The following is a 15,318-nucleotide window of genomic DNA, read 5'->3' on the forward strand; positions in this document are numbered from 1 at the left end:
TTCATCGTCCCGGGCCTCGCGGCCCGGGACTTCTCTTCTCCGCCTGCCCCGGCGTGCCGGGTCAGGCCGTTTCGCGGACACAGCGGGCCAGCGTGCGCAGGCCCTCGTCCAGTTCCTCGGGGGTGACGGTCAGCGGGGGCAGCAGCTTGACGACCTCGCTCTGCGGGCCCGAGGTCTCCAGCAGGAGCCCCAGCTCGAAGGCGCGGGCGCAGACCGCGGAGGCGCGCGCCGGGTCCTGGAACTCCATGCCCCAGACCAGGCCGCGGCCGCGGAGCTGCGCGGTCGGCTCCTCCGCGCAGACGGCCAGCAGGGCCTGTTCGACCTGCTCGCCGCGGGCCAGGGTCTGCTTCTCCATCTGGCCGTCGGCCCAGTAGGCGTCCAGCGCGGCGGCGGCCGTGACGAAGGCCGGGTTGTTGCCGCGGAAGGTGCCGTTGTGCTCGCCCGGCTCCCAGACGTCGAGCTCGGGCTTGAAGAGGCAGAGCGCCATCGGCATGCCGTAGCCGCTGATGGACTTGGACAGCGTGACGATGTCCGGGACGACGCCGGCCTCCTCGAAGGAGAAGAAGCCACCGGTACGGCCGCAGCCCATCTGGATGTCGTCGACGATCAGCAGCATGTCCTGGCGGTCGCACAGCTCGCGCAGCGCACGCAGCCACTCGGGCCGGGCGACGTTGATGCCGCCCTCGCCCTGGACCGTCTCCACGATCACGGCGGCGGGCTTGTTCAGGCCGGAGCCCTGGTCCTCCAGCAGCCGCTCGAACCACAGGAAGTCGGGGACGGTGCCGTCGAAGTAGTTGTCGAACGGCATCGGGGTCCCGTGGACCAGCGGGATGCCGGCGCCGGCGCGCTTGAAGGCGTTGCCGGTGACGGCGAGCGAGCCCAGCGACATGCCGTGGAAGGCGTTGGTGAACGAGACGACGGACTCGCGGCCCTTGACCTTGCGGGCCAGCTTCAGCGCCGCCTCGACGGCGTTGGTGCCCGTCGGGCCGGGGAACATGACCTTGTACGGCAGGTCGCGCGGGCGCAGGATGACGTTCTGGAACGTCTCCAGGAAGGCGCGCTTCGCGGTGGTGGCCATGTCCAGGCCGTGGGTGATGCCGTCGCGCTCGATGTAGTCGATCAGCGCGCGTTTCAGCACCGGGTTGTTGTGGCCGTAGTTGAGCGAGCCGGCCCCGGCGAAGAAGTCGAGGTAGGAGTGGCCGTCCTCGTCGGTCAGCCGGGCGCCCTGCGCGCGGTCGAACACGGCGGGCCAGCCGCGGCAGTAGCTCCGGACCTCGGACTCCAGGGTCTCGAAGACGCTCAGTGCGGGCGGGGTGATGGTCACAGCGGATCTCCTGCGTGAGGGGGTGTGACGGGCGGTGGTCGGTGCTCCGGGCCGGGATGAGCGGCCGGGGCCGCGCCGGATGGTCGGCCGGCGCGAAAGGTCGTGGGGGCCGGGCGTACGGGTCGGGCACGCCGGGCCGTGGCCGGAGGGCCGGGGGCTCAGGGGCTGAACGGGCCGATCCGGTAGAGGACCTCCGGCAGGTGCGTCTCTTCGGGGAACAGCTCGCCGGCGAAGAGCACCTCCTGCTCCAGCGGCACGTCGTGGCGCTGGGCGAAGGACGTGAACAGTCGGTTGGACGCTGTGTTGTCCGGGGTGATCGTCGTCTCGACGGACGAGAGGCCCTGGTTGGCGGCGACCCGGGCGGTCAGCGCGTCCAGCAGCTTGGCGGCCAGTCCCTTGCCGCGGTGCGCCTGGTCGACGGCGACCTGCCAGACGACGAGGGTACCGGGGCGGTCGGGCCTGATGTAGCCCGTCACGAAGGCGATCGGCTCGCCGTCCTCGCCGCGGGCGACGACGGAGGTCGCGGCGAAGTCACGGCACCACAGCAGGTAGCTGTACGAGGAGTTCAGGTCCAGAACCTCGGAGTCGCGGGCTATACGCCAGATCGCGGCTCCGTCCTCCACTCGTGGGGTGTCGATACTGAGGAATTCGCTTCGGGCACGGGCAAAATCTGCTGGTGCGGCGGTCATGGGAATTGAATTTACCCAGCAAATTTCCAAATTGCATCGACGTAGAGGGTTGGGCAATGGGCCTGGATGTGTTATCAGGCGGGCGCGTGCTCGACACTGATCCAGTGGAGCTTTGTCGCCCTTTCGCCCGAATTTTTCGGGCAAAACGCCGTGACTATGGAGTCGGTCACAGGGTTGTAACTCTCGTGCAACGTGTCCAAAATGTTACGTTCCTGCAGGGGGAAAACTTCTGCGTTTAGAGGGAAGGAAAGCGGGAAGAAGAATGCGGGGAGCTGCTCGGAATAAAGCAGCTCACCGCATTATGAATATCAGAGGCTCATCCAGGTTTCCGATACCGCCCGACGGGCAGCCTCGTGGTCGACCCGCAGGCCGGCGTCGGCCAGCGCGGTCCCCAGAGCCGCGAGCGAGGCCAGCACCGCGCCCCGCGTCGCCTCCGCCCCGTAATGGTTGACCCGGATCATCTCCTTGGACAGCGCCCCGCCGCCCGCGACGAGCGGCGCCGCGGGGTCCGTCGACCGCGCCCGGGCGACCAGCGCGGCCGCGTCGGTCCCGGCTGGTGCGCGCAGCGTCGTTGCCACCGGAGCGGCGTCGCGTGCCTCGTGGACGTACGGCTCCAGGCCGCCGCCCAGGGCCGTCGCCCCGGCCCGGGTCGCCGCGGCGGCCGAGGCGTGCCTGGCCATCACGGTCTCCACGCCCTCGGTCTCGATCCGCTCCACACAGGCTTCCAGGGCGAGCATCTCCAGCTGGGCGGGGGCGTGCGGCAGTGCGGCGCGGCCTGCGTCGATCCAGCGCTCCTTCCAGTCCAGGAGGGAGAGGTAGGAGCGGCGCGGCGCGGCCGGGTTGGCCGCGATCCGCTCCCAGGCCCGCTCGCTCACCGACACCGCCGACACCCCGGCGGGCCCGCCCATCGCCTTCTGCGCGCCGATCACGCACAGGTCCACGCCCCAGGCGTCCGGCAGCAGCGGCTCTGCGCCCACCGACGCCACCGCGTCCAGCATGAACAGCGCCCCGTGCGCCCGCACCGCCTCGCCGATCTCCGCGACCGGGTTGGTGTTGCCGGTCGCCGCCTCCGCGTGCACCAGCGAGACGAAGTCGATCTCCGGGCGCTCGGCCAGCGCCTCGGCGACCTGAGCCGCGGTCACGGCGGTGTGGAAGGGCACCCTGAGGTCGACGACCTCGGCGCCGCAGTCCCGCAGCCAGTCACCGAAGGTCTGCCCGTAGGGGCCCGTGACCACGTTCAGCGCGGTCGAGCCGGGTCGCGCGCCGCTGCGGACGCAGCCCTCCAGAGGCAGCAGCGCCTCGCCCTGGGTGATGACGACGTCCTGCTCCGTGGCGAGGAGCCGGGCCACGCGCCGCTCGATCGCCGCGAAGTGCGCGGCGGTGAGCGGGGCGAGATCGAGGAAGGGGTGCGTCACGGTGGTGCTCTCTTCGGGTCGGACGGACGGCGGTCGGTCGGCGGGGCGGCCTCGGCCGGTGGCCGGTCGTGGGCGGCGCCCCGTCGCAGCCTACGACGGCCTCGTACAGTGCCGCGTATGAGCGATCAGGAGGGGCAGCGGGTGCTGCGGGTGAAGGGCCGGGTCCTCGTCGGCCCGAACGAGGTCCGGGACGAACTGTGGGCCGTCGACGGGAGGATCTCCTACGAGCGGCCCCCGGGCGCCGACGGGGCGGTGACGGTCACCGGCTGGGCGCTCCCCGGCCTGGTCGACGCGCACTGCCACGTTGGCCTCGACGGGCACGGGCCGGTCGACGCCGCGACGGCGGAGAAGCAGGCGCTCGCCGACCGGGAGGCCGGGGCCCTGCTCATCCGGGACGCCGGGTCGCCCTCCGACACCCGGTGGATCGACGACCGCGAGGACCTGCCGAAGATCATCCGGGCCGGCCGCCACATCGCCCGTACCCGCCGCTACATCCGCGACTACGCCCACGAGATCGAGCCGGGCGACCTCGTCGCGTACGTCGCCCGGGAGGCCCGGCGCGGCGACGGCTGGGTGAAGCTGGTCGGGGACTGGATCGACCGGGACGCCGGGGACCTGACCGCCTGCTGGCCGCGCGGCGAGGTCGAGGCCGCCATCGCGGAGGCGCATCGGCTGGGCGCCCGCGTCACCGCGCACTGCTTCGCCGAGGAGTCGCTGCGCGACCTGGTGGAGGCGGGGATCGACTGCATCGAGCACGCCACCGGGCTCACGGAGGAGACCATCCCGCTGTTCGCCGAGCGCGGGGTCGCGATCGTCCCGACGCTGGTCAACATCGCCACGTTCCCGGACCTCGCGTCGGGCGGCGAGGCCAGGTTCCCCCGCTGGTCGGCCCATATGCGCCGACTGCACGAACGCCGTTACGACACGGTGCGCGCCGCGTACGACGCCGGCATCCCGGTCTACGTCGGAACCGACGCGGGGGGCTCGCTGGCGCACGGCCTGGTGGCGGGCGAGGTCGCCGAGCTGGTGAAGGCGGGCATCCCGGCCTTGGAGGCCCTCTCCGCGACCGCGTGGGGGGCCAGGCGGTGGCTCGGCAGGCCGGCGCTGGAGGAGGGGGCTCCGGCGGACCTCGTCGTGTACGACCAGGACCCTCGCGCCGACGTCCGGGTGCTGGCGGCCCCCCGGCACGTCGTGCTGAACGGGCGGCTCGTCGGCTGAGCGGCGCCGGGTTGACGGGCGGTGACGGACGGGCCCCCGGCTCGTTGTGACACTTCTGCGCATGGGGCGGGCCTGCCCCGGCGTGCGCGACGGCGGGACGGCTCGCGCTCGGTCAGTCGGGTGAACGGGTGATGACACAGAGAACGTGCGTGCCGAAAGATTCGAATATGCGCGCGGAAACCACCCTTTGGGGTGAACTGACGCCAGGTGTCCACCGGTTCACTCTCCGTACGTAAAGATTCACGGAGTCGAGGCCCCCGGCGCAAGCGATGTCCCCCATTGGACTGCGTCGGCGGCTCCATGTCTCTTGTGGGGGTTCCACCACCGTGAACAGCAACACCTTCCGTCTCGCCGCCCTGGCGGTCGTCGCCGTCCCCGTCGCTCTGCTGGCCGCCGTCCCGGCGCACGCGGCCCCGGCGACGCCCGCCACCGGCGGTGAGGGCCGGGCGAGCGCGGTCGTGCTCCGCACCGGGCTCGACGTCTCGCTCCTCAACAAGTCCGTCCAGGTGCCCCTGAAGGCCACGCTGAACGAGGTGCAGGCGCCGGCCGGCGCCGAGAAGACGGCGCTCAGCGTGAGTCTGGACGGCGTCGAGAACGGACGCCCGGTCGACGTCCTGCGCGCCGACGTGGCCACCGCGAACGCCACCGTCGACGCGCGCCGGGCCGAGGGCCGCACCAACCTGGCGAAGGCCCGCGTCCATGTGCCCGGCCTGCCGCTGCTCTCCCTCATCGAGGTCGAGAAGGTGACCTCCAAGGCGGTCTGCGAGACCGGCGAGCAGCCCGTCGCCGAGTCGAACGTGCTCGGTCACGTCTCGGTGCTCGGCAGGAAGGTGACGCTCAGCGCGGGCGGCCCGACCCGGGTGGCGGTCCCGGGCGTCGGCGAGGTGACCCTCGACCTGTCCCGGACGGCCACCACCACCCGTACGGCCGCCGCGACGGCACTCCAGCTCAAGGTCTCGGTCAACCCCCTGGATCTCAACGTCGCCGAGGTGACGGGCGAGGTCACCCTCGCCGAAGCGACCTGCGAGACGCCCGCGGAACCGAAGACGCCCGAGAAGCCGGGCGGCACGGACGGCGGTTCCACGGACGGCGGCTCCACCGGCGGTGACACGGGAGACGGCCAGGGCGACGGCGACGTGACGACGCAGACCGGCTCCGACTCCGGCGCCGAGCCCACCACCGCGAACCTCGCCGAGACGGGAGGCAGCTCCACCACCCCCTACCTCGCCGGCGGAGCGGCCCTGCTGCTGGCCGTCGGCGCGGGAGCGACGATGGTGGCCCGCAGGCGCGGCGCCCGCGGCTGACCGGCACGACCAGGGCCGGGGCGCAAGGCCGGGCCCGGAGGGCGGCGGGAGCGTGGTGCGGTGGTCGTACGGCCCGACACCGCACCACGGGGCGGCCGCCCCCGGCTCCTTCGCCCGGCCCCGGTCAGCGCCGGGATCGCGCGGGCAGCGCCTGTACGGCCTGGTCCAGAGCCTGGAGGAAGCGGTTGGTGGTGGCCCGGTCGCGTACGGCGAGCCGCAGCCACTGCGGACCCAGCCCCGGGAACGTGTCCCCGCGACGGGCCGCGAAGCCCAGTAGCCGCAGCCGCTCCCGCACCTCCGCCGCCCGCTCCAGGCGCACCAGGACGAACGGCCCCCTCGCCGCCTCCACCGCCCGCACCTCGCTGAACTCGGCCAGACCGGCCAGCAGATGGGCCCGGTCCACCGTGATCCGGTCCGCCGCCTCCGCCGCCTCCACCAGCGCCCGCGGCTCCATGCAGGCCTCGGCCGCCGCCAGTGCCGGGGTCGACACCGGCCACAGCGGCTGCGCCTCGGCGAGCAGCCCCACGGTCTCCGGGGCGGCCAGCACATAGCCGATCCGCAGCCCGGCCAGCCCCCACGTCTTGGTGAGGCTGCGCAGGACGACGAGCCCCGGGACGTCCGTCCGCCCGCACAGCGCCTCGCGCTCACCCGGTACGACGTCCATGAACGCCTCGTCGACCACCAGCGTCCGCCCCGGCCGCGCCAGCCGCTCCAGCAGCGCCGCCGGATGCAGCACGGACGTCGGGTTCGTCGGATTGCCGACCACCACGAGATCCGCTTCCTCGGGAACCGCCGCCGGATCGAGCCGGAAGCCCTCCTCCGCCCTCAGCAGCACCCGCTCCACGGTGTGGCCGGCCGCCCGGAGCGCCGCCTCCGGCTCGGTGAACTGCGGGTGCACCACGACCGGGCGCCGGGCCGGCAACGACCGGGCGATCAGGACGAACGCCTCGGCGGCCCCCGCCGTCAGCAGCACCCGCTCGGCCGGCAGCCCGTGCCGCTCTGCGACCGCGGCGCGGGCCGGCGCCCCGTCGGGGTAGGCGGCAAGCGAGGTCAGCGACGCGGCTATCCGCGCGCGCAGCCACTCCGGTGGGGTCTGGGTGCGGACGTTGACGGCGAGATCGGTCAGATTCCCGCCGCGCACCTCCGCGTCGCCATGGTGCCGCAGGTCGGGCCCGGTGCTCTCGATGTTCCGCGTGGGGGGCTTCATGGCTGCCATGGTGAACGGGCGGCGGCCTCCCGTCACCGGTGAGGTGGAAGTTTTCCCACCGGAAACATCACGGGGCCCCGCGGTGGCGGGGGAGCGGCGGGCCACCGCACAGGTCACCCTGCCCTTCGCCGCTCGGCCGACCCCTCCGGCAGCGGTCTTCGCCACCACCAGTTCGTCCGCGTCGATCAGCGCCGCCGCCTCGGCCACCGACGGCGTGCCCACCGCCGCGCCCACCGTGCCGGAGGGGTGGGGGACCCGCACCTCGGCCAGCGCCGCAGCCGGATGCGTCCGCACCGGCGCCCCGAGCCGGGCCGCCGCCGCGAGGAGCCCCGGCTCATCCGCTTTCGCGTCGGCCGTCGCCACCTCCGCGACGTCCGCCGCGCACAGCCCCGCCCTGCCCAACACCGCCTCGATCAGGGCGAACACCTCGTCCCCCGGAACGCCGCGACGGAGGCCGACCCCCACCACCAGAGTGCGGGCGCCGGCCGAGGGCGCCGGGTCGACGGATGCTCCGGTCATGGGCGGAGACCTGCCTTTCGGGTCGAGCTTTCAGGAGGTACGGGCAAGGGGCGGACCCGGCCCGTATACGGCCACGGGCCCGGTGGCGCGGGCCGGCGGGCGACCCGCCGGGAGCGCTCCGGGTAAGGGCACCCTGAGATGCGGACGCGGGGCCCGATCGGCTAGCAAGACCCCATGGCGGTGTTCGTCGCGCTCGGCGCGTTCCTGATGACTCTGGCCGGCGGCTGGGTCGCGCAACGCGTCACCGACCGCCGCCATCTGGTGCTCGGCTTCGCGGGCGGCCTGATGCTCGGCGTGGTCGGCCTCGACCTCCTGCCGGAGGCGATCGAGGCCGCGGGCGGACCGGTGTTCGGGGTGCCCGCGGCCCTGCTGCTCTTCGTCGGCGGCTTTCTGGCGGCCCATCTGGTCGAGCGGCTGCTCGCCGTACGCCAGGCGGCACACGGGGCGAGCGGGCAGCGGGTGCCGCAGGTGGGGCTGACGGCGGCGGCCGCGATGGTCGGCCACAGCCTCATGGACGGCATCGCGCTCGGCGCCGCGTTCCAGGTCGGAGGGGGCATGGGCGCGGCCGTCGCCCTGGCCGTGATCAGTCATGACTTCGCCGACGGTTTCAACACGTACACCCTCACGAGTCTTTACGGGAACGCCCGCCGCAAGGCGCTCCTGATGCTGCTCGCGGACGCCGTGGCACCGGTCGTGGGCGCCGCGACGACGCTGCTGTTCACCCTTCCGGAGCAACTGCTCGGCTGCTATCTCGGCTTCTTCGGCGGAGCGCTGCTCTACCTGGCCGCTGCGGAGATCCTGCCCGAGGCGCACCACGCCCACCCCGCCCGCACCACCCTTCTCTGCACCATCGGGGGCGTGGGCTTCATCTGGCTGGTCGTCGGCATCGCCGAGTGAGCCCGCGTACGCCCGCGGGCCGAGACGCTCCCCCTGACGCGCCCCGGCCCACCGGGCTCACCGGGCCCGGCAGTGCTCGACGAAGCGCCGGGCCACACCGGGCGACGCGGCCCAGTGGGTGTGCAGATAGCTCGCGTGCACGCCCCGCTGGACGTACCCCTCGACCCGCCGCTCCGGCTGGTGCATGCCCCAGGCGGGCGTGGCCCCCGCCCCCGGCTCCAGCACCGTCCGGTGGAACTCGTGACCGCGCATCCGCGTCCCCGTCGCCGCCAGCGCGCTGTCCGAGACCGCCACCGCCTCCCGGTAGCCGAGCGTCAGGCGCTCCGACATCCGGGCCGCGGCGTCCAGCACCCCGCACATCGGCCGCCCGTCCAGCTCCCGCGCCAGATACAGCAGCCCCGCGCACTCGGCCGCCACCGGAGCACCGCCCAGGGCCAGCTCCGTCACCGCCCGCCGCAGCGGTTCGTTCGCCGACAGCTCGGGGGCGTACATCTCCGGGAACCCACCGCCGATCACGAGTCCCGCCGTGCCGGCCGGAAGCTTCTCGTCGCGCAACGGGTCGAAGACCACCACCTCCGCGCCCGCCGCCGCGAGCAGCTCCGCGTGTTCCGCGTACGCGAAGGTGAACGCCGCTCCACCCGCCACCGCGACGACGGGCCGGGCCGCGCCGGGCGTCGCCGCGGACGTCGGCGCCCACGCCTCTTCCGGCAGCGCCGGCGCGGTGCGGGCCAGCGCCATCAGCGCGTCCAGGTCGCACCCGGCGCGCACCCGGTCGCCCATGGCCCGTACGGCGTCCACCGCGTCGTCCTGCCGCTCGGCCACCGGAACCAGGCCCAGGTGCCGCGAGGGCGTCGCCACCTGGGGGGCCCGGCGCAGCACGCCCAGCACCGGGAGCCCCGACTCGTCCAACGCGTCCCGCAGCAGCGCCTCGTGACGGTCGGAGGCCACCTTGTTCAGGATCACCCCGCCGATCCGCACCTCGGGGTCCCAGGAAGCGAACCCGTGCACCAGGGCCGCCACCGACCGCGACTGCGAAGAGGCGTCCACCACCAGCACCACCGGCGCCCGCAGCAGCTTGGCCACCTGAGCGGTGGACGCCAGCTCGCCCTGCCCCGAGGCGCCGTCGTACAGCCCCATCACCCCCTCGACCACGGCGAGGTCGCAGCCGGCCGCCCCGTGCGCGAACAGCGGGGCGACCAGGTCCGTCCCGCACATGTACGCGTCGAGGTTGCGGCCGGGGCGGCCCGTCGCCAGCGCGTGGTAACCCGGGTCGATGTAGTCCGGGCCCACCTTGTGCGGCGAGACGGCGAGCCCCCGCGCGGCGAAGGCGGCCATCAGGCCGGTGGCGACGGTGGTCTTGCCGCTGCCGGAGGCCGGAGCGGCGATGACCAGGCGGGGCGTTCTCACCACTCGATGCCCCTCTGGCCCTTCTGCCCCGCGTCCATCGGGTGCTTGACCTTCGACATGTCGGTCACCAGGTCGGCGGCCTCGATCAGCCGGTCGGGCGCGTTGCGGCCGGTGATCACGACGTGCTGCGTGCCGGGCCGGTCCCGCATCACCTCGACGACCTCCTCGGTGTCGATCCACCCCCAGTGCAGCGGGTAGGCGAACTCGTCCAGCACGTACAGCTTGTACGTCTCGGCCGCCAGGTCGCGCTTGACCTGCTCCCAGCCCTCGCGGGCCTTCTCCTCGTTGTCGAGCTGGCCGTCGCGCTGGACCCAGGACCAGCCCTCGCCCATCTTGTGCCAGTCGACGGTGCCGCCCTCGCCGCTCGCGCCGAGGACCTTGAGCGCGTTCTCCTCGCCGACCTTCCACTTCGCCGACTTCACGAACTGGAACACCCCGATCGGCCAGCCCTGGTTCCAGGCTCGCAGCGCGAGCCCGAAGGCCGCCGTCGACTTGCCCTTCCCGATGCCCGTGTGGACGAACAGGAGCGGGCGGTTGCGGCGCTGACGGGTGGTGAGTCCGTCGTCCGGTACCGAAGTCGGCTGTCCCTGCGGCATTAAGCGGCCCTCCCGGTTGCGGTGATGTCCTTGACGAGCCCGGCGATCGAGTCGGCCCGCAGCTCGTCGAGCGTGACGGCGGCGCCTCCCAGTTCCCGGGCGAGCTCCCCGGCGAGACCGAGGCGTACGTACCCCGACTCGCAGTCCACGACGACCGAGGCCGTCCCTTCGGCGTGGTGCAGCCGTGCGGCCCGCCCCGCGAGCGCCACCGGCTCCGGGCCGCCGGTCGCCCGGCCGTCCGTCACCACGACCAGCAGCGGCCGCCGCGACGGGTCGCGCAGCCGCTCCACCCGCAGCACGTCGTGCGCCTTCAGCAGCCCGGCGGCCAGCGGGGTGCGGCCCCCGGTCGGCAGCGACTCCAGACGGGCGGCCGCCGCGTCCACGGACGAGGTCGGCGGCAGCGCCACCTCGGCGCCCGTGCCCCGGAAGGTGACCAGTCCGACCTTGTCCCGCCGCTGGTAGGCGTCCAGCAGCAGCGACAGCACGGAGCCCTTCACCGCGCTCATCCGCTGCCGGGCGGCCATCGACCCGGAGGCGTCCACGACGAACAGGACGAGGTTGCCCTCACGCCCCTCGCGGGTCGCCTGCCGCAGATCGTCCCGGCGGACCACGAGACCGCGCCCGGAGCGCCCGCGCGAGCGCTGGTGCGGCGCGGCGGCCTGCACGGTCGCGGCGAGGTGCAGCTTGGTCAGCGCCCCCTGCGGGCGGCGCGCGCCGGTCGTACGCCCGTGCTCGGTACGGGCCCGGGAGCGCCGTCCGGCCGCTCCCTCGCCGAGACCGGGCACGCTGAGCATCTTCGTACGGAACGGCTCTGCGGACGCCACCGGCTGCTGCTCGGCGCCGGTGGACCGTCCGGGCGCGTCGGGGCCCTCCTCCGGGGCCCGCGACGGCGTGTCGCTCTCGCCGCCCTGCGGCGGCACGCCACCGCCGCCGCCGTCACCGCCGCCCCCGTCGGAACCGTCCCCGTCAGGGCCGCCCCCCTCAGGACCGGGTCCGTCAGGGTCCGGCTCGGGCCCGTCGTCGTCCCCGCCGGGCTCCCCGTCGCTCTGCCCCCGGTCCCCGGCCGTCTCGTCCAGGGTCCGGTCGAGCTTCTCCTCGTCCAGGCCCGGCGCGTCGAACGGGTTGCGGCGACGTCGGTGGGGGAGCGCCAGCAGCGCGGCCCGGCGCACGTCGTCGGCGAGCACCTCGTCGCGCCCCGCCCAGGCGGCCAGCGCGGTCGCCGTGCGGGCCATCACGATGTCGGCGCGCATCCCGTCGACCTCGAACGCGGCGCAGGTCGCGGCGATCTGCCGCAACACGCCGTCGCCCAGCACGACGCGGGGCAGCAGGGCGCGCGCGGTGGTGATCCGCTTCCGGAGCGCGCCCTCCTCCTCGGCCCAGCGCGCGGCGAAGCCCTCCGGGTCGTCGTCGTAAGCCAGCCTGCGCCGCACGACCTCGACCCGCTCGTCGGTGTCCCGCGACGCGGCCACCTCGACGGTCAGCCCGAACCGGTCCAGCAACTGCGGCCGCAGCTCGCCCTCTTCCGGGTTCATCGTCCCGACCAGCAGGAAACGGGCCGCGTGCCGTACGGAGACGCCTTCGCGCTCGACGTACGAGGCCCCCATGGCGGCCGCGTCCAGCAGCAGGTCGACCAGGTGGTCGTGGAGCAAGTTGACCTCGTCGACGTACAGGATGCCGCGGTGGGCGTCGGCCAGCAGGCCCGGCTCGAACGCCTTGACGCCCTCCGAGAGCGCCCGCTCGATGTCCAGCGCGCCCACGAGCCGGTCCTCGGACGCCCCGACGGGCAGCTCCACCGTCCGCGCGGCACGCGACACACCCGACGCCGCCGGGTGCGGCCCGTCGGGACACGCCGGATCGGGAGCGGCGGGGTCACAGGAGAACCGGCACCCCGGCACGACGGAGACCTCCGGCATGAGGGCGGCGAGAGCCCGTACGGCGGTGGACTTGGCGGTGCCCTTCTCACCCCGCACGAGCACCCCGCCGACGGCCGGACTGACCGCGTTCAGCAGCAGCCCGAGCCGCAGGTCGTCCTGCCCGACGATCGCGGTGAAGGGATACGGCGTACTCACTTGGCCTCCTCGTCGACATGTACCTCGGTCGTTTTGGCCCCGGTCGGCCCCTGGTCCGCTCCCCGCGGCTCCGGCCGGGCCGTGCCGCACCCCTCCGGCGGTGGAGGCGCGGGGTCGGGGCCGGCGCCCCGGCCCTCCGGCGCACCCGTGCTCGTCCGCGGCGCCCCCGGCGGCACGAACGGCAGCCCAGAAGGCGCCCCGCGCTCGATCAGCCGCCACAACGCGTCCGTGTCCGCGTGCTCCTCCACCAGGTCCCCGAGCCGGTCCAGCTGCTCCTCGCGCAGCGCCCCGAAGCTCGTGTCCGGCGCGGCCACGAACCGCCGGCCCGCCGCCCGCGCCACTTCCGCCAGGAACCTCCGCCGAAACGCGTCGCTCTCCAGCGAGCCGTGCCAGTGCGTCCCCCACACCGCCCCCACCCGGCACCCGTCCAGAAACGGCTCGCCGCCCCGCACATCGGCGACGCCGTGGTGGATCTCGTAGCCCTCCACCGGCTCCCCGAGCGCCGAGGAGACCGGCCGCGCCAGTGTCTTGGCCCGGTCGAAACGGACGCGCACCGGCAGCAGGCCCAGCCCCTCCACGGTCCCGGCGCGCGACTCCACCTCGTCCTCGATCCGCTCGCCGAGCACCTGGAACCCGCCGCAGATCCCCAGCACCGGCCGGCCCTCCGCGGCCCGCCGTGCCAGCGCGTCCGCCAGTCCCCGCTCCCGCAGCCAGGCCAGCGCCTTCACCGTGCCGCGCGTCCCGGGCACGATCACCAGGTCCGCGTCGGCCAGCTCCTCCGCCCGGTCCACGAACCGCACGACGACGCCCGGCTCAGCGGCCAGCGCGTCCACGTCCGTGAAGTTCGACATCAGCGGCACCGCGCAGACCGCGACCCGCAGCACGTCCTCGCCGTACGGCGGCGCGACGACCGACTCGCGCACGGCCCCGCGCAGCGAGACCCGCAGACCGTCCTCCTCGTCGATGCCCAGGCCGTGGGCGAACGGCAGTACCCCGTACGTCCGCCGCCCCGTCAGCTCGCGCAACATGTCCAGACCCGGCTCCAGCAGCGAGACGTCGCCCCGGAACTTGTTCACCAGATAGCCCGCGACCAGCGACTGGTCCTCCGCGCTCAGCAGCGCGGTCGTCCCGAAGAACGACGCGAAGACCCCGCCCCGGTCGATGTCCCCGACGACCAGCACGGGGAACCGCGCGGCCCGTGCGACGCCCATGTTCACGATGTCGGTTCGCCGCAGGTTGATCTCCGCCGGGCTGCCCGCGCCCTCGCAGATCACCGCGTCGTACGTGGCCCGCAACTGCTCCAGGCAGTCGGTGACCGTGCCGAACAACGCCTCCTGCCGGCCGCCGTGATAGCCCCGGGCGCTCATCTCGCCGACCGGCTTCCCCAAAAGGACGACCTGGCTGGAGCGGTCGCCGCCCGGTTTCAGCAGCACCGGGTTCATCAGCGCGGTCGGCTCCACCCGGGCTGCCTGCGCCTGCATCGCCTGGGCGCGCCCGATCTCCGCGCCCTGCCGGGTGACGAAGGAGTTGAGGGACATGTTCTGCGCCTTGAACGGCGCGACCTTCACGCCCCGGCGCACCAGCCACCGGCAGATCCCCGCCGTGACGACGCTCTTGCCCGCGTCCGAGGTCGTCCCCGCGACCAGCAGTCCGCCGCTCATCCCCGCCTCCGTTTTTGTACGGCGGTCGGCGCCGCGGCCCGCCCCGCGATCATCCGGCCCGCCGCGCACACGACGAGGGCCAGCGCACTCACCCGGCGCGACAGCCGCACCGCGCGTTCGATGTCCGCCCCGCGCACGGCCCGGCCGGCCGCCGCGTTCAGCACCGGCCGGTGCTCGACGCGCCCGGCGTACGCCAGCGTCCCGCCCAGCCGTACGCCGAGCGCGCCCGCGAAGGCGGCCTCCACCGGCCCGGCGTTCGGGCTCGGGTGGCGTCCCGCGTCGGCCCTCCAGGCACGCACCGCGTCCGCGGGCCGGCCGCCCGCCGCGACGGCCAGCGCGGCCGTCAGCCGGGCACCGGGCCATCCCGCCAGGTCGTCCAGGCGGGCCGAGGCCCAGCCGTAACGGCGGTAGCGGGGGGACCTGTGGCCGACCATGGCGTCGAGCGTGTTCACGGCCCGGAAACCCACGAGCCCCGGGACCCCTCCGACCGCCCCCCACACCAGCGCGCCGACGACGGCGTCCGAGGTGTTCTCCGCGACCGACTCGACGACCGCGCGGGCGATCTGAGGGCCGTCCAGGGACTGCGGATCGCGCCCGCACAGGTGCGGCAGCCGCTCCCGGGCCGTCTCCACGTCCCCGGCGGCGAGCGCGCCGCCGATGGCACGGGCCTCCCGGCCCAGCGACGTGCCGCCGACAACCGACCAGGTGGTGGCGGCGGTCAGCGCCACGGCGAGCGCCGGGCGGTCCCGTACCGCACGGGCGGTCAGCGCCGCGGCCCCCACGGCGCCTCCGGCGCACACCAGGGTGTGCAGGGCCCCCCGGCCCCGGTCGTCACGCCAGAGCAGGGCCTCCGCCCGTGCGGCGGCCCTGCCGAAACCGGCGACGGGGTGGCCACGCCGGGGGTCGCCGAACAGCGCGTCGGCGACCAGCCCGACCGTGGCGCCGTACGCGAAGAGGCGATCGGCACGCACGGCTCAGTCCGTCGTGGGTCGGGGCGTTCCGGCACGAGGGG

At 74.3% G+C, this 15,318-nt stretch carries 12 protein-coding genes; 3 read left to right on the top strand and 9 right to left on the bottom strand.

All coding sequences use genetic code 11. The features are described from left to right. Positions 1-61: 61 nt before the first annotated feature. From ectB to V9U70_RS03965, 3 genes are all read right to left on the bottom strand, one after another. Positions 62-1,324, bottom strand: a complete 1,263-nt coding sequence (gene ectB / locus V9U70_RS03955) for a diaminobutyrate--2-oxoglutarate transaminase (RefSeq protein WP_336673023.1) — start codon at positions 1,322-1,324, stop codon at positions 62-64. 158 nt (positions 1,325-1,482) lie between these two features. Further along, a complete protein-coding gene (ectA, locus tag V9U70_RS03960; RefSeq protein WP_336673024.1) occupies positions 1,483-2,013 on the bottom strand; it encodes a diaminobutyrate acetyltransferase in 531 nt (176 codons plus the stop codon). Positions 2,014-2,321: 308 nt separating this feature from the next. Next, positions 2,322-3,428, bottom strand: coding sequence for a pyridoxal-phosphate-dependent aminotransferase family protein (locus tag V9U70_RS03965; protein WP_336673025.1), 1,107 nt, complete (start codon positions 3,426-3,428; stop codon positions 2,322-2,324). A 117-nt stretch (positions 3,429-3,545) separates the two neighbouring features. Between V9U70_RS03965 and V9U70_RS03970 the strand changes: the two genes are divergently transcribed. After that, the gene (locus V9U70_RS03970) at positions 3,546-4,646 is read left to right on the top strand and encodes an amidohydrolase family protein (protein ID WP_336673026.1); all 1,101 of its coding nucleotides are present in this window, start codon (positions 3,546-3,548) and stop codon (positions 4,644-4,646) included. 326 nt (positions 4,647-4,972) lie between these two features. Then, the gene (locus tag V9U70_RS03975; RefSeq protein ID WP_336673027.1) at positions 4,973-5,950 is read left to right on the top strand and encodes an SCO1860 family LAETG-anchored protein; all 978 of its coding nucleotides are present in this window, start codon (positions 4,973-4,975) and stop codon (positions 5,948-5,950) included. A gap of 124 nt (positions 5,951-6,074) precedes the next feature. Here the strand turns inward: V9U70_RS03975 and cobC are convergent, their stop codons facing one another. Next, positions 6,075-7,676, bottom strand: coding sequence for an Rv2231c family histidinol phosphate aminotransferase CobC (gene cobC / locus V9U70_RS03980; RefSeq protein ID WP_336673028.1), 1,602 nt, complete (start codon positions 7,674-7,676; stop codon positions 6,075-6,077). A gap of 174 nt (positions 7,677-7,850) precedes the next feature. Here cobC and V9U70_RS03985 point away from each other — a divergent pair, with 174 nt between their 5' ends. Further along, the gene (locus V9U70_RS03985; protein ID WP_336673029.1) at positions 7,851-8,573 is read left to right on the top strand and encodes a ZIP family metal transporter; all 723 of its coding nucleotides are present in this window, start codon (positions 7,851-7,853) and stop codon (positions 8,571-8,573) included. 57 nt (positions 8,574-8,630) lie between these two features. Here the strand turns inward: V9U70_RS03985 and V9U70_RS03990 are convergent, their stop codons facing one another. From V9U70_RS03990 to V9U70_RS04010, 5 genes are read right to left on the bottom strand one after another with little or no spacing between them, the layout of a single operon-like run. After that, entirely contained in the window at positions 8,631-9,983 is a 1,353-nt protein-coding gene (locus V9U70_RS03990) for a cobyrinic acid a,c-diamide synthase CobB (protein ID WP_336673030.1), read from the bottom strand. Beyond that, positions 9,977-10,576, bottom strand: a complete 600-nt coding sequence (gene cobO / locus V9U70_RS03995) for a cob(I)yrinic acid a,c-diamide adenosyltransferase (RefSeq protein WP_336673031.1) — start codon at positions 10,574-10,576, stop codon at positions 9,977-9,979. The genes V9U70_RS03990 and cobO overlap by 7 nt, the downstream gene beginning before the upstream one ends. Then, a complete protein-coding gene (locus tag V9U70_RS04000; RefSeq protein ID WP_336673032.1) occupies positions 10,576-12,645 on the bottom strand; it encodes a putative cobaltochelatase in 2,070 nt (689 codons plus the stop codon). Before V9U70_RS04000 ends, cobO begins: the two co-directional genes overlap by 1 nt. Then, the gene (locus V9U70_RS04005) at positions 12,642-14,306 is read right to left on the bottom strand and encodes a cobyric acid synthase (protein WP_336673033.1); all 1,665 of its coding nucleotides are present in this window, start codon (positions 14,304-14,306) and stop codon (positions 12,642-12,644) included. Before V9U70_RS04005 ends, V9U70_RS04000 begins: the two co-directional genes overlap by 4 nt. After that, positions 14,303-15,277: a cobalamin biosynthesis protein gene (locus V9U70_RS04010; protein ID WP_336673034.1), complete on the bottom strand. Its 975-nt coding sequence runs from the start codon at positions 15,275-15,277 to the stop codon at positions 14,303-14,305. Before V9U70_RS04010 ends, V9U70_RS04005 begins: the two co-directional genes overlap by 4 nt. Positions 15,278-15,318: the final 41 nt, after the last annotated feature.

This window comes from Streptomyces pratensis (assembly GCF_037137275.1).
Taxonomy (GTDB): Bacteria; Actinomycetota; Actinomycetes; order Streptomycetales; family Streptomycetaceae; genus Streptomyces; species Streptomyces pratensis_B.